The organism is Flavobacterium labens, from assembly GCF_048286755.1.
Classification (GTDB): Bacteria; Bacteroidota; Bacteroidia; order Flavobacteriales; family Flavobacteriaceae; genus Flavobacterium.
The window spans coordinates 1-15,222 of sequence record NZ_JBLVPL010000004.1 but is presented as its reverse complement, the minus strand read 5'-3'; the positions used below and the strand labels follow the sequence as shown (position 1 = coordinate 15,222).

14 protein-coding genes are annotated in these 15,222 nt (G+C 33.7%); 5 read left to right on the top strand and 9 right to left on the bottom strand.

The window, feature by feature from the left end; all coding sequences use genetic code 11:
- The first annotated feature begins 229 nt into the window (after positions 1-229).
- Complete coding sequence (rocD, locus tag ACNQF8_RS10385; protein ID WP_417953578.1) at positions 230-1,513, top strand: ornithine--oxo-acid transaminase; 1,284 nt, start codon at positions 230-232, stop codon at positions 1,511-1,513.
- Positions 1,513-2,475, top strand: a complete 963-nt coding sequence (locus ACNQF8_RS10380; RefSeq protein ID WP_417953579.1) for an arginase — start codon at positions 1,513-1,515, stop codon at positions 2,473-2,475. The genes rocD and ACNQF8_RS10380 overlap by 1 nt, the downstream gene beginning before the upstream one ends.
- A gap of 143 nt (positions 2,476-2,618) precedes the next feature.
- Here the strand turns inward: ACNQF8_RS10380 and ACNQF8_RS10375 are convergent, their stop codons facing one another.
- Entirely contained in the window at positions 2,619-4,010 is a 1,392-nt protein-coding gene (locus ACNQF8_RS10375; RefSeq protein ID WP_417953580.1) for a RagB/SusD family nutrient uptake outer membrane protein, read from the bottom strand.
- An 11-nt stretch (positions 4,011-4,021) separates the two neighbouring features.
- Entirely contained in the window at positions 4,022-7,009 is a 2,988-nt protein-coding gene (locus ACNQF8_RS10370) for a SusC/RagA family TonB-linked outer membrane protein (RefSeq protein ID WP_417953581.1), read from the bottom strand.
- 439 nt (positions 7,010-7,448) lie between these two features.
- Between ACNQF8_RS10370 and ACNQF8_RS10365 the strand changes: the two genes are divergently transcribed.
- On the top strand, positions 7,449-8,744 hold the full coding sequence (locus ACNQF8_RS10365; protein ID WP_282727034.1) for a TIGR00341 family protein: 1,296 nt from the start codon (positions 7,449-7,451) through the stop codon (positions 8,742-8,744).
- Positions 8,745-8,857: 113 nt separating this feature from the next.
- On the opposite strand, the gene arsB is transcribed toward ACNQF8_RS10365, so the two are convergent.
- From arsB to ACNQF8_RS10330, 7 genes are all read right to left on the bottom strand, one after another.
- On the bottom strand, positions 8,858-9,931 hold the full coding sequence (gene arsB, locus ACNQF8_RS10360) for an ACR3 family arsenite efflux transporter (RefSeq protein ID WP_417953582.1): 1,074 nt from the start codon (positions 9,929-9,931) through the stop codon (positions 8,858-8,860).
- Complete coding sequence (locus tag ACNQF8_RS10355) at positions 9,931-10,566, bottom strand: arsenate-mycothiol transferase ArsC (RefSeq protein WP_417953583.1); 636 nt, start codon at positions 10,564-10,566, stop codon at positions 9,931-9,933. Before ACNQF8_RS10355 ends, arsB begins: the two co-directional genes overlap by 1 nt.
- A gap of 14 nt (positions 10,567-10,580) precedes the next feature.
- Entirely contained in the window at positions 10,581-11,054 is a 474-nt protein-coding gene (locus ACNQF8_RS10350) for a DUF6428 family protein (RefSeq protein WP_417949898.1), read from the bottom strand.
- A 19-nt stretch (positions 11,055-11,073) separates the two neighbouring features.
- Positions 11,074-11,406 carry an ArsR/SmtB family transcription factor gene (locus ACNQF8_RS10345; protein WP_417949896.1) on the bottom strand — a complete coding sequence of 111 codons (333 nt, stop codon included), beginning with the start codon at positions 11,404-11,406 and terminating at the stop codon, positions 11,074-11,076.
- Positions 11,407-11,591: 185 nt separating this feature from the next.
- Entirely contained in the window at positions 11,592-12,644 is a 1,053-nt protein-coding gene (locus tag ACNQF8_RS10340; RefSeq protein WP_417983510.1) for a zinc-dependent alcohol dehydrogenase family protein, read from the bottom strand.
- A 239-nt stretch (positions 12,645-12,883) separates the two neighbouring features.
- A complete protein-coding gene (locus ACNQF8_RS10335) occupies positions 12,884-13,267 on the bottom strand; it encodes a hypothetical protein (protein WP_417953584.1) in 384 nt (127 codons plus the stop codon).
- Between the two features lie 103 nt (positions 13,268-13,370).
- The gene (locus ACNQF8_RS10330; RefSeq protein WP_417949891.1) at positions 13,371-13,631 is read right to left on the bottom strand and encodes a heavy-metal-associated domain-containing protein; all 261 of its coding nucleotides are present in this window, start codon (positions 13,629-13,631) and stop codon (positions 13,371-13,373) included.
- Between the two features lie 162 nt (positions 13,632-13,793).
- Here ACNQF8_RS10330 and ACNQF8_RS10325 point away from each other — a divergent pair, with 162 nt between their 5' ends.
- On the top strand, positions 13,794-14,159 hold the full coding sequence (locus ACNQF8_RS10325) for a hypothetical protein (protein ID WP_417949890.1): 366 nt from the start codon (positions 13,794-13,796) through the stop codon (positions 14,157-14,159).
- A 43-nt stretch (positions 14,160-14,202) separates the two neighbouring features.
- Complete coding sequence (locus ACNQF8_RS10320; protein ID WP_417953585.1) at positions 14,203-14,784, top strand: DNA polymerase ligase N-terminal domain-containing protein; 582 nt, start codon at positions 14,203-14,205, stop codon at positions 14,782-14,784.
- Positions 14,785-15,222: the final 438 nt, after the last annotated feature.

Here is a 15,222-nt window from a genome sequence, read left to right as displayed (position 1 = left end):
TGGTTTAATTATAAATGATGCTTTTGTGTTTGTATAAAAGTACTTATTTTTATTTATTTCGAAATGCATCTGTAAATCGAATTGTAAATTTAAAAAATGACTTAATTTTAATCTAAATTAAATAAATATTTCTAAATATCACCTTTTTAAAAGTCAAAATATTTATTTTTATTGGTAAATTAAAAAAAAATAGTAATTTTGTACTTTAAAGTATTAAAATCGAAACATCATGACACATACAGAACAAAAACTTTCTTCAAAATCTGAAGCGTTGATAGCAAAAGAGAATCAATACGGAGCTCACAATTACCATCCTTTACCTGTAGTTTTAGAAAGAGGCGAAGGGGTTCATGTCTGGGATGTGGACGGAAAAAAATATTATGATTTTTTATCGGCATATTCTGCCGTAAATCAAGGACATTGTCATCCAAAAATTGTTGGTGCTATGGTAAAACAAGCGCAAACGCTTACTTTGACTTCACGTGCTTTTCATAATGATCAATTAGGACCTTTTGAAGAATATGTAACTAAGTATTTTGGTTTTGATAAAGTGTTGCCTATGAATACTGGTGCAGAAGCTGTTGAGACTGCTTTGAAATTATGTAGAAAGTGGGCGTATGAGGTAAAAGGAATTCCTGAAAACCAAGCACAAATTATCGTTTGTGAAAATAATTTCCACGGAAGAACAACAACAATTATCTCCTTTTCGAATGATGAAACTGCTCGCAAAAGCTTTGGACCATTCACGGCTGGATTTATTAAAATTCCATACGATGATGCAGAAGCATTGGAAAACGTATTAAAATCAACATCAAATATAGCAGGATTTTTAGTGGAACCTATTCAAGGAGAAGCTGGAGTTTATGTTCCTGCAGAAGGATATTTAGCAAGAGCTAAAGCACTTTGTGAGGCGCATAATGTTTTATTTATTGCTGATGAAGTGCAAACAGGAATTGCCCGTACTGGAAGATTATTGGCAACTTGCGGAAATTGTGATTGTAAAAAAGGATGTGAAAACAATCCTGAAGTGAAACCCGATATCCTAATTCTAGGAAAAGCTATTTCTGGAGGTGTGTATCCTGTTTCGGCAGTTTTAGCGAATGATCACATTATGAATGTGATTAAACCAGGACAACACGGTTCTACTTTTGGAGGAAATCCAATTGCTGCTGCTGTTGCTATTGCTGCGCTTGAAGTAGTAAAAGAGGAAAATTTGGCACAAAATGCAGCTTACTTAGGCGAAGTTTTAAGAACCGGACTTAATGAGATTGCTTCAAGAAATCCATTAATCACATTGGTTAGAGGAAAAGGATTATTGAACGCGATAGTTGTTAATAGTGATGAAGAATCTGATTTGGCTTGGGATATTTGTATGAAATTTAGAGATTATGGATTATTGGCAAAACCAACTCACGGAAACAAAATTCGATTTGCACCGCCATTAGTAATTACGGAAGCTCAAATACATGAATGTTTGGCTATTATCGAAAGAGCATTAAACGATTTTAGATAATGGGAAAAACAATAAAATTAATAAAAAACCGATCCGATATTGGAGCGGGTACACGTGGCTCTGATTTAGGAATTGATGCTATCGAAATTGCGGCAATAAATCAAAACAGTGATTATTTTAATCAATTTGAGTTTGAAGATGTCAAAACGCATAACGAATCCATATATGATAAAAACCGAAGTTCTTCCGCAAAAAGGATTGAGCATGTTGTAGAGCAATGCACCAGAGTTTGTAATGCAGTAAAGAAAAATTTAGAGGGAAATTATTTTCCAATAGTTTTATCAGGGGATCATTCTTCGGCATTAGGGACGTTAAGTGGAGTCAAAGCAGCGTATCCAGAGCAAAATATTGGAGTGTTTTGGATTGATGCCCATGCTGACTTGCATTCACCTTACACTTCGCCATCGGGAAATATTCACGGAATGCCTTTATCTGCTGCACTTGGCGATGATAATTTGAGTTGTCAGAATAACGAAGTCCCTTCGGAAACCCAACAGCATTGGGAAGACATGAAAAATATAGGCTATAAAGGACCAAAAGTTCTGGCTGAAAACCTGATTTATTTTGGTGTTCGTGATACCGAAGAAGAAGAGGATAAGCAAATTGAAAAGTTAAACATCAAAAATTATAAAGTTGACGAAGTACGCTACAGAGGATTGGAAACGTGTGTTAGTGAAGCTTTGTCAAAATTAACGCATTGTGAAGTTTTGTATATTTCTTTTGATGTGGATTCCATGGATTGCGATATGATTTCGTATGGAACGGGAACACCGGTTCCCAAAGGTTTTGATCAGTATGAAATCATAGCAGTCATTAATCAAATTATCCAAACTAAAAAAGTTGTTTGCATTGAATTTGTAGAGGTAAATCCATTATTAGATACTAAAGGAAATAAAATGGCAGAAACTGCTTTTGAAGTTTTAGAAGCTATAACGACAACACTTATTCTTCCTATTGAATAGTTTATTTTTAGAATGTCTAGAAAAGCCCGAAATCAAATTTTATATTTCGGGCTTTTTTATTTAATAGTTTCTGCTGAAAATTTGGTCATAAAAAAAACCATCGCGCACAAGCGGATGGTTTTTTAAAAGAGTATTTCATAGGATTAACTTCCGTATCCAGGATTTTGTGTGATTTTATTATTCGTATCCGTTTCTCTTAATGGGATAGGAAATACTAACCTATTATCATTATATGAAATCAATTCTGAACCATTAGCAAAAACATCAATTGATCTTTTTGTTCTTTTTAAATCATGAATTGCAAAGCCTTCCATTGCTAATTCCAATTCACGCTCTCGTAAAATAGTAGCTAAGGTTACGGTTATGAAATTTGTCGCATTTGCACGTGTTCTAAGTAAATTGATGTCAGCCACCGGAGTGTTACCAACAAAAGTTCCAGCTCTGAAATTTGCTTCAGCTCTAATAAGATACATTTCAGCCAAACGAATTAAAGGAACATCTCCAAATTGATTAGTATATTTAGAAGTCAATCTTCTTCCATTGTCAGGATTGATGTAATTAAAATTACGTCTTTCGTCAGCTGGGTCAGTAAATTTAGCTAAATAAGTGGATCTGATTTCGATATCGCCACCACGTCCACCATTGTTTTCAGAAGCATATAAATTAGTCACTTCATTTTCTCCTGTTTGTTTTGTGATTTGGATAGCAAAAATATCCTCACTTTGATTGACATCATGGTTGAAAGCATTTGCATATTTAGTGGATAACGTACGTCCGCTATTTTCAATTACATCATGGGCAGCATCTCTTGCAGCAGGATAATTTCCTTGTTGTAGATATACTCTCGCCAATAAAGCTTTGGCAGCATATTTATCAGCATAAAAACTATTGTCTTCCGGAAGATCATTGTAGGCTAAGTTTAAACCTGAAATTATTAGCGCATAGACTTCATCTACTGAGCTTCTTTCTTTTGCTAAATCAATAGTGAAATCATAAATAGCATTTGGTCTGATAACTACACCTAATTGTGTATTTGCCTGACCTGCTTCATACGGTTTTGCAAAAAATCGAACCAAATCAAAGTATGCCATTGACTTTAAAAAAGTAGCTTCGGCAATCATTGTAGTTTGTTTTTCTGGATCTTGAACTTTGTCTATGTTTTCAATAACAGTATTGGCAGCATTAATTATTTGATAATTTCGAGTATAAATTTGCTGAACAAAAGTATTGTTGACTAAGATAGTTTTAGAATACATTTGTCGGCATTCACCAAAAGTACCTCTCCATCTAAAATCAGTAGTTGCTGTTATACCAGTTTGTGCCAATAAATCGGCAGAGGTCAATATTCTACCGCCATACACATCGCCGTCTGCTGCTGTTGCATAGGCACCTGTTAATATGTTAATGATGCCGGTTTCAGTATTTAATGTTACTGTTGCATCTTCATTTTGTTTGGGATCTATTTCTAATTCATTGTCACAACTTGCAAAAAAAGTAGCGAAGAGAATAAATAGGATTAATTTATTTGATTTCATTTTTTTAATTTTTAAAAATTAATATTTACTCCTAAAGCAATAGTTCTGGATGGTGGAGCTGAGTAAAATTCTTCCCCAATACCTGTATCATCTCTTCTTGCTTCTGGGTCATAACCAGAGTAATTTGTAAAAGTAAGTAAGTTAACTCCTGTAGCATAAAAGCGTACACTGCTCATTCCTAAATCTTTTACAGTGTTACTTGGTAAAGAATATCCTATTGTTAAGTTTCTTAAACGAACAAAATCAGATTTGTCTAAAAATCGAGTTGATTCTCCTGTTCCGTTACTACCATATAATCTGGCTTGAGGAACATTAGTAATATCACCCGGGTTTTGCCAACGGTTTAATTGGTCTATGGTTTGATTGTCAAAATAGTCAGCTGCAACCGATTGGTATTTACCAGCAGAGTTGTAAATACTAGCTCCCCATTCTCCTTGGAATGTAAAAGAAAAATCAAGTCCTTTATAATTAATCGTGTTAGTTAAACCAGCCATCAATGTAGGGAAAGGATTTCCTGAAATGACTCTTTTTGCTTCAGAGTAATCGTTTGTTGTTGATTTATCCAATGATCCATCAGCATTAACAGTATTTTTTACAAAAAGCGCATCTCCATTTGCAGGATCTACTCCAGCATATTCAACCAAGTAAAAAGAAGAGATATTTTCTCCCACTCTGTTAATGGTAAATGAGCTCACGATGTCTTTATTGTTATTTGGCATTGACAATACTTCAGATTGGTTTGTAGTTATATTAAAACTAGTATTCCATTTGAAATTATCTGAATCAATATTTTTTGTGTTCAATGTAAATTCAACACCACTACTTTGTACTTCACCAATATTTTGGTTGATTGTAGTTGCTCCAGAACTTATTGATAATGGGACACTAAAAAGTAATCCATCAGTATTTTTTTTGTAATAATCGGCTTCAACACTGATACTGTTTAGTAAACCAAATTCAACTCCAAAATCGACTTGAGTAGATTTTTCCCAAGTAAGATCATCATTTCCGGCTTGAGAGAAAGAAAGTCCTGATTTTAAGTTGTAAGGATTGGAACCGTACAATTGGCGGGAAGCAAAATTACCCAATTCGGCATTACCTAATTTACCCCAGCTTCCTTTTAATTTTAAGAAAGTAAGAGTGGCATTGTCTTTTAAGAAGCTTTCTTCAGACATAATCCATCCTGCAGAAAATGCTGGAAAAGTACCAAATCTATTGTTTCTACCAAAACGGGAAGAACCATCTCGACGGATACTCGCTTTGAAGATGTATTTGTCATCATATGAATAGGTAACTCTACCAAATTGTGATACAAATGTATAATCAGTTTCATTTCCTGAACCACCGGATACTTCAGCACCTCCATCAACCGTTTGGAAAGAATCATTTGGAAAATAGATACTAGTTACACTTTGAAACCTACGATTGAATTTATTAAACTCCATACCGGCAACAGCATTTACATCATGTTTTTCACCAAAGGTTTTGTCAAAAGTCAGGTAATTACTGTAGATGTAAGTCTCATTGTTTACAGAAGTGGCGTACGCTTCGCCATCAGTAGCCATAAAAGGGGAGTTTTTACCATACCAAGCATCCTCAGTTTGTGATAACAAGTCATATGAGAAATCAGAATTTACTTTTAAAGAAGGAAGAATTTTAAATTCTCCGTATACTTTACCGGTAACTCTTCTCATGATAGTCTTCCAGAATGAATTGTCTATAGCCAATAAAAAGTTAGCATACAATGTATTTGGATTTGCTGTTCCGTCATCTAAACGAGCTGGGGATAATGGAGATTGTGCAACAGCCTGTAAAGGAGTAGTAAAGGAGTTGTCATCCTGCACACGATCAATTTCTGATCTGGAGAAACTTAAATTCATACCAGCTGTAAAACGATCCGATACTTTGTGGGATACATTTGTTCTTGCAGTAACTCTTTCTAATGCATTACTGTTTATGATACCTGTTGTATTGTTATAAGCACCAGAAAAGAAATATTTTGTATTGGCATCGCCACCAGATACTGAAAAATCAGCATCAGTATTGAATCCGTCTTGGAAAGCAGTTTCTTGCCAGTCTGTATCTACTTCTCTGTTTCTCCAATCAGTACCTATTGCAAAGGAATCGAATGCGTCTTCAGCTTCAGCTGCGTCACCAAGTCCATTAATAGATGCTTCGGTGAATAACTCTATATATTGGTCTGCATTCAACCATTTTCTTTTGTTAGTAGCTTGACTAACTCCTTGAGATAGGTTGATAGAAAAAATCCCTTTTCCTTCTTTTCCTCTTTTGGTAGTAATCAAAACAACTCCATTTGCTCCTCTGGCACCATAAATTGCTGCAGAAGAGGCATCTTTAAGGACATCAATTGATTCAATTTCGTTAGTGCTTAAAGTCAATAATGGGTTAGTTGGCGCTCCATTACTTGATTCGTTTGATGTAACTAAAGGAATTCCATCTAATACATATAAAGGTTGTGTTCCTGCACTGATACTTGCAGCACCACGAACACGAATATTTATTCCTCCATCAACTTTACCATTTGTCTGTGTGATTTGTACTCCGGCTAATTTACCAACTAAGGCATTTTGAACATTGGATACCGGTATTTGTTGGATATCTTTTGCTGTAACACGAGCAATGTTATCGGTTAATTTCTTTTTGCTTTGAGTACCGTAACCTACTACAACAACTGTTTCTAATTGATTAGATACATCACTCAATTTAATCAACATTGAAGAAGATGCAGGAATTTCGATGGTTTTCATTCCTACAAAACTAACAATCAATAGTTGACCTTTTTTTGCATTAATGGTAAAATCACCATCAAATCCAGTTTGGGTACTAATGTTGGTTCCTTTTACAGTAATATTTGCACCGGGAACGGGTAGTCCACCCATGTCAGTAACTTTACCTGACAATGTACTTTCTTGAGCAAATGTCAATTGCACAGTCAGTACAATGAGTAAACTCAAAAAATGCTTCAAATTAATTTTCATTTTTGGATTATTTAAGATTAGTTAGCCCAAATATCTAAATAAAATGTTAATTAACCGAGATTTTGTGTTAAAAATCTCTTATTAAAGGGTTTTTTATTAATAATTTAAAATTTTAAATAGAAAAAAATGGGATTCGTAAAAATATCGGTTTTGTAAATTTAATCTTTCACTGGGTTAAAGTCTTGTGTAGTCTGCCAAATTTATGAATTCATTTCGAAGCCCATTAGTAATAGTTAAAAAAAAGCACTTTGTGTGGGCTTATTTATATTACAATATTGGTTAGTGGAAGTCTAGGATTTATATTAAAGATTTGAATTGTATTACCCAATAATTTCTAAAATAGACTAGAATTGGCTATCTTGCTATCTAGACCAGCAACAGCAATAATTAAAATCAGTTGTTATTAGGTACTATTTAAATAAGAGATAAACGAGAAGAAATGAATAAAGTAGTAAATTTTATTGACTTACATAGCGGAGAAGAAAACAAAAAGAAAGTCTTAGATAATGTAACGTCAAACATCTCTTTCCGAGGTTCTAACTTATGGATTTTAGCCTGTGCAATTGTAGTGGCTTCGGTAGGTTTGAATGTAAATTCAACCGCAGTTATTATTGGAGCCATGCTTATTTCCCCTTTGATGGGACCAATTGTTGGCGCTGGTTTTGGTTTGGGAATTTATGATTTTAATCTGCTTAAAAGATCACTTAAAAATTTAGTTATCGCCACTGTAGTGAGTTTGGTAGTTTCTACGATTTACTTTTTTTTAAGTCCTTTCAAAGACACGCAGTCAGAACTTTTAGCAAGAACATCTCCTAATATTTACGATATTTTCATTGCTTTTTTTGGAGGATTGGTTGGAGTAATTGCGATCACAAGGGTAGAGAAAGGAAATCCTATTCCCGGAGTTGCCATCGCAACGGCTTTAATGCCACCTTTATGTACGGCGGGTTACGGATTAGCCTTGGGGAATTTTAAATTCTTTTTTGGGGCTATGTATTTGTACACTATCAATTGTGTTTTTATTTGTATTGCAACGTTCATAATTGTCAAATATTTAAAATATCCAATTGTTAAACAAACCAATTTAAAGACAGAAAAGAGAGTAAAGTATATGATTTCTTTTTTGACTTTAGCTTTGATAGTACCTAGTGTCTTTTTTGCATATCAGCTTTTCCAAGAAAAAAAATACAAGCAAAAAGTAGAACAATTTTTAAAAGTAGAGTTTATTGATAAGGGATTTACTGTTCTGTATAAAAAAACGCAGTTTACTTCAAACCCCAAAAAAATAGATATTGCTTTTTTAAGAAAAAGATTGGATAAGGATGAAATAAAAGAACTTAACGGAAAATTGAAAACTTATGAATTGAACAATACGGTTTTAAATATTATTCAAGATACAACTGATTTAAAGCAGGATATTTTGAATGAAATTACCTTTAACAATAAAACCATGAGCGAAAAAGATTTGATTATTGCCAAGCTGCAAAGTCAAATTACTTCTTTGAAATTCGATAATAACGCTATCCTGAATGAAACACGAATACTGTTTCCTGAGATTGAAAATATTGCTATTGCGAATCATGTGTTTAATGAAAATAAGACCACTAAAAAAGTGATTACAGTAGTGCTTTATGAAAGTAAAAAAGATATAAATACTGCCGAAAAACAAAAATTGATTGCATGGCTCAAAAACAAATTCAAAACGGATGTTGTTGAAATTTATAAAAGGCAGTAGTGTTTAGTCTTATTAAAATAAATCACCACTGACTCAAATTATAAAAATCTGTTAATCAATGGTGATTTTGTTGGTCCTTTAGACTTTAAGTCTATATGCCAAATTTATGGGTTTCAATCTAGAGGTTTAGTTTCTGTTCTTAATCCAGATTTTGAATAATATTTTTTCTTCAACCAAAAAGCGACGTTTACCAAGATTATCAATGCCGGAACTTCCACTAATGGTCCAATAACTCCTGCAAATGCTTGTCCGGAATTGATACCGAATACCCCAATGGAAACAGCAATTGCTAACTCAAAATTATTACCGGACGCAGTGAATGAAAGCGCAACAGCATCTCTATAATTAGCACCAATTTTTTTGGAAACAAAGAACATCAGGAAAAACATAATGGTGAAGAAAATGACAAGTGGAATGGCAATTCTAAGCACATCCAGTGGTAAATCAACAATCATTTCACCTTTTAAACTGAACATGACTACGATTGTAAAAAGCAACGCAATCAAAGTAATGGGAGAAACAAACGGAATAAACTTTTGATTGAACCATTTGTCTCCAACGAATTTCTTGATGGCATAACGGCTAATTACTGCTAATGCAAATGGAATTCCTAAATAAATACCAACTGTTGCAGCAATTTGGACAATAGTAACATTTAATTCCAAGCCTTTTATTCCAAATAATGGCAGCATGATTTCCAAATAGAAATATGCATATAAACTAAAGAAGAACACTTGAAGTAAGCTATTAATCCCGATTAAACCTGCTGTTAATTCCCTGTTTCCCTCGGCCAATTCATTCCAAACAATTACCATCGCAATGCAAGGCGCAATTCCAATAATGATTAGACCCGTCATGTATTCCGGATAATCTTTCAAAAAGAATGTTGCCAATGAAAACATTAGAAATGGACCAACAATCCAAGTGATTAAGAAAGATGCAGTCAGTAATTTTGGCTTTTCAAACATTAAGGGAATTTTTGAAAAATCAATTTTAGTCAATGGCGGATACATCATTAATATTAATCCAATTGCTAGAGGAACATTGGTCGTTCCACTGGAAAAGGAATTGATAAAACTGCTGCTTGAGGGGATGAAATACCCAATGGAAACACCAATTGCCATTGCCAAAAATATCCAAAGTGTAAGATAACTGTCGAGAAAATTTAATCTTTTTTTAGCGGCCATTATTGTAATTTTATTTGAGAGAATACATAAAACATTTCGGTTGCAATTTGCAAACTGCGTTCCTGATATTTTTCTGCTTGTTGAGGAGTATTATCAAAAGCTTTTGGATCTTCAAAAGTAATGGGAATACGCATTTCAGCACCAGCAATAAATGGGCAACCACCATCTGCTTGTGAACAAGTCAATATCGCTGCAAACTCACTTTGCGGATTAAAATCATCATCATACGTTTTGGAAAAACCAATGATTGGATGCTCATTTTCTGCATATTTTATGGCGTAAATAGGATTAGTTCCTGCCGCGATGGTTTTGATTTTAAATCCTGATTGTTTTAATGTTTTAGCTGCCATAGGAAACAAAGCCGTTGCTTCGGTGCCCCCAGAATAACAAAATACATTTTTCACACCGAAATGTACCGCTGCAGTTTGTGCCCAAACTTGGGATAAATGACTTCTTCTGGAATTGTGAGTACAAATCAAGTTCAGCCTGACTTCTTGTTGATCCGATGCTTTTGCTTGAATGAAATCAATAAGCGGTTGCAAAACGATTTTCCGTTCAGCAGAAATGCTTTCGAAATTAAAAAAAGAAATTGTTTTTGCAATTTCTGGAAATAGGATGATTTTGGTTAGTTCCATTTTATGATTTTTAATTAACAACAACCTCCGCCTGGAGTGCAGGTATTATTGGTTTGGCTTGGGATTTCGGATAACTTCACTTTTTGTTTTTCTGCTGGAATTCCACATTGATCTTCTGCCAAACAAGCTGTTTGTTTGTTTAATAACGTAAATGCTGTTCCGTTGAACTCAATATCGTATTTACCAATAGTTTCCGCTTGAAATTCTACTTCTACCTCATAATCTTCAATGCCTAAAACTTTTTCGGATAATTCAATTATATCCAATAATTTTTTAGGTTTTAGACGGTGTTCAAAATCATTGGCATCCCATAATTGAAAGTTTACCACAGTTTCTTTTCGAACTTTTCCGCCGCAATCAATGAAGTTGCGGGTTATTAAACCTACTTCGGTTACGTGAAAATGTTCTGGTACATAGGTTCCATTTGGCAATACAAAAGCAACGTTGTCCAACGTGCTTAACTCTTTTTTAATTTCTGATAATTTCATGATTTGTGTAATTTAAAAATTAACAACATTGATTTTTCTTGTTTTCTAAATATGCATTGATGTGCTGGAAAAAGCCTTTTATTTTATTAAAACCTTCTTCGTTGAGGCAATAGCAAATTGCATTTCCTTCAAAATTGCCTTTTATAAGTCCAGCATTTTTTAGTTCTTTCAAATGTTGCGAAACAGTAGGTTGGGCGAGAGGTAGTTCGTTTACAATATCGCCGCACACGCAACTGTTTACTTTGATGAGATGCTGAATAATGGCAATTCGAGCTGGATGACCTATGGCTTTCGCCAATATTGCCAATTCGTTTTGCTCGTCTGTGAAATGTTCCGATTTAGTAATTCCCATCGTTTTATATCTTTATATTGCAATATTACGATGATAGAAAGTAACAACAAAACATTTTATATTAATTTATAATTAAAAAGCAATACAGTATAGTAGGAGTTAACAGGGTTCTACTGCGATTGTATTGCTTTTTATTTAAATATTTTTCAAATAATTATTCAGATTGCTTAAGGCATAATCAGATTTTAAGCTTCAATAATTACCTTCATCGCTTTTTCTTTTGCTGCGTTTCCAAAAACTTCATAGGCTTTTAGTATTTCACTTAATTTAAAATGATGCGTAATTAGCTTAGAAGGTTCCAATTTTCCGGAAGAAACAGTTTTCAATAACATTGGAGTAGTATTTGTATTTACTAATCCCATTGTTATTGTAATATTTTGAATCCACAAATCTTGAATTTGCAGTTCTACTGGTTTTCCATGCACACCAATATTTGCAATATTACCGCCGGGACGAACAATTTTTTGACAGATATCAAAAGTAGCCGGAACTCCAACTGCTTCAATAGCCACGTCAACTCCGTCTTTCGTTTCTGCTAATATTCTTTTCTGCGCATCTTCTTTGGCTGAGTTAATCGTATCTGTGGCGCCAAATTTTTTAGCCATTTTCAAACGATTTTCGTCCATATCAATCATGTAAATTTTAGAAGGAGAATAGAACTGGGCAGTAAGTAAAGCCGACATCCCAATAGGTCCGGCTCCAACAATCGCAATCGTATCTCCCGGTTTTACACCACCGTTAATCACGCCAATTTCATGCCCCGTTGGCAAAATATCGCTTAACATTACTAAAGCTTCTTCATCCGCGCCGTCAGGAATAAGGTAAAGACTGTTATCTGCATGCGGAATACGTACATATTCTGCCTGAGTACCATTAATAAGATGTCCTAATATCCAGCCGCCATCCTCACAATGAGCGTACATTTGTTTTTTGCAATATTCGCAAGAACCATCTGAAGTGATGCAGGAAATAATTACATGATCTCCTTTTTTGAAATTCCTAACGGAGGTTCCAATTTCTTCAACGACACCAACTCCTTCATGTCCTAAAGTTGTTCCTGGTTTTACCGATGGCGTTTTTCCGTGTAAAATTCCCAAATCAGTTCCGCAGATCGTGGTTTTCAATATTTTTACCAATACATCGGTCGGTTTTTCGATTTTAGGTAGCGGGACGTCTTTTAATTGTATTTTTCCAGGACCGTCATAAACTAGAGCCTTCATTGTTTTAGTCTGAACCATTTTACTTTTGTTTGATTGTTGTTTATCCATTATTGGACTGGCAATATTATAAGTCTATATATCGATCGATCTGATTATTAAAAAATTATAAATACTTTGCAGTGTTTAATGACCTTTAGAACTAAATAATTACTATCCAAAGTTCATTTATTTCAGGCTTATATTCTATGATATAAATCATGTAATGAATAAAGATTCAAACTGTTTTAAAAGTTTTCTTTTGTTGAAAGTTTAGAAATTTACATCCATTTTGAGAGAAGATCAATCAACTCTTCTCTTAATTCTTTAAATAATTTTTCAAATACGGCGATGTTTTCTCGGTGCTTTTTATGGTCTGAAAATTTTTCATGATCTACAGCATTGGGATTTTTTTGAACAGCAGCCTCAAGGTAAGATTCGTGACTTTTAATATCATGATTTAAGATATTAATCTGTTCTTTTTGAATGATCAGTTGATTAGTAAAATGATCTGCTAAGGCACGTAACTCGTTAGAGGTATTCTTTTCAGCGACCTCCGTAATTCGATCAGTCATAATTTTAAGCTCATCTTTATAGAATAAAAACTTGTTTAGCCACGTTTTATGTTCTTCGTGTAATTCATAAATTGTTTTTTTAGTTTCCATTTTTCATCTTTTTTTAATAAATTAGAAAGTAATTGAATCTGGTTGTTTTTATTTTAGAGGTAATTGTGAAAGCTAAAGACTTGGGAAAATTTATTCCAAAATATCAAAGCTCGAATACTTCTTTTGGTATAGCATGAAATCCGACTAGTTTTACTCGATTTTCAATATTACTTATAGGTGTCATTTTTGAAGTGTGAACGGTAAATTCTCTTGGGAAAATTTCAGTATTCAATAAAACCTCTTTTATTCCGTCTAGTTCTAGTAGGCTGGATTTTATTTCTATTAAATCAATGTCTTCAATAGCATTTGTTCCAAAAATTTTACCATGATTACCTGGGATTACATTATCAGTTAGTATACTCATGTTTTTATTTTTTAAGATTAGTAATTGGATAGTAGATTGTTGTAATTGTGAGTTAAGTAGTTTAAAGTTAGTGATTTGTCTTGAATAATGTAAACAATTTGGGTTGGTTTTATTATAAAATGTTTAACTTAGTATATTGAAAATCAATTAAATGAGTGTGATATGAATAATAGAAGCAATAAATTGAATTTTGACAAAAGAAAACCGGGTAAGAAAGATAAAAATGAAATCCCTGATTCTCTTTTATATCCGCCAAGCGAGGATATTTATAACCAATTCCATAAAGAAATGGAAATAGATCCTGAAGATCTTTCTAAAAAAAAGTCTCCGGTTGAAATAAATAATATCAGGGAATTGAATGAGAAAAATTTTGAAGAGGATGTTTCTGGAGGAGATTTAGATATTCCTGGCTCAGAATTAGATGATCAACAGGAAAACTCGGGAAATGAAGATGAAGAAAACAACCATTATAGTATAGGTGGTGATAATCATAGTAATTTAGATGAGAATGCTGGAGATAAAAATTAGTTAGTGGGTTTATTGTAAGTTTTAATTACTAATCTGATTAATCATGTCTTTAAGTGAATACAGCCAAAAACGTAATTTTAATTCTACTTTAGAGCCTAAAGGGAAAATAAAGGAATCATCGACCGAATTGATTTTTGTAGTACAAAAGCATGCGGCTTCTCATTTGCATTATGATTTTCGATTGGAAATGAATGGAGTGTTAAAAAGTTGGGCAATACCCAAAGGACCTTCTATGAATCCAGCTGATAAAAGATTGGCTATCATGGTAGAAGATCATCCTTATAGTTATAAGGATTTCGAAGGTACTATTCCTGAGGGTAATTATGGTGCGGGGAATGTTATTGTTTGGGATAATGGAACCTATAATTTAGCTCACGAAGATGGATTGAATAAAGTTGAAGATAAATTACATTCCGATTTGCAAAAAGGGCGTCTTAGTTTTATTCTTAATGGGAAAAAACTGAAAGGTGAATTTGCATTAGTGAAATTAAAAACAAAACAGGAGAACACATGGCTTTTAATAAAGTCAAAAGATCAATATGCAAATGATGAAGATATTTTGAACCAAGACAAATCCATACTTTCTAATATTACATTAGAAAGTATGGAAAAGAAGAACGGATAATAAAATTCATTTGTGCGTTCCTTTCTATATATAAGGAGTCGGGCTATCCTCTACAAGTCCTCGTCTGGTTGAGTTTGAGACTCAACCAGACTGTGGGCTTTCCACTGCTATCCCTAACGCGGCCCTGTGTACTTTATCGCATTGATGACTGTATGATAAATTCATATTAAGATCAACAGGATAAATTTTTATTACCATATATATAGGAGAGATTAAAAAAAGGGAAGTTGTTATCGTATAACGTCATTTCACTGATTCAGCCGATTTTCTGGTTAGTAGGCAGAGAGCGGGAGCTTTTTTCAGGAGTAAGATGGACAAAGTGGCTGTAAAAAAGGGAATAAAGGTAAAGTGCAATAAGGTTGTATAGGTAAAGAAAGGTGTGATCAGGTTGTCTATAGGTAATATGATTCACAGTTTTCTGGGGATAAAGCCACCCTT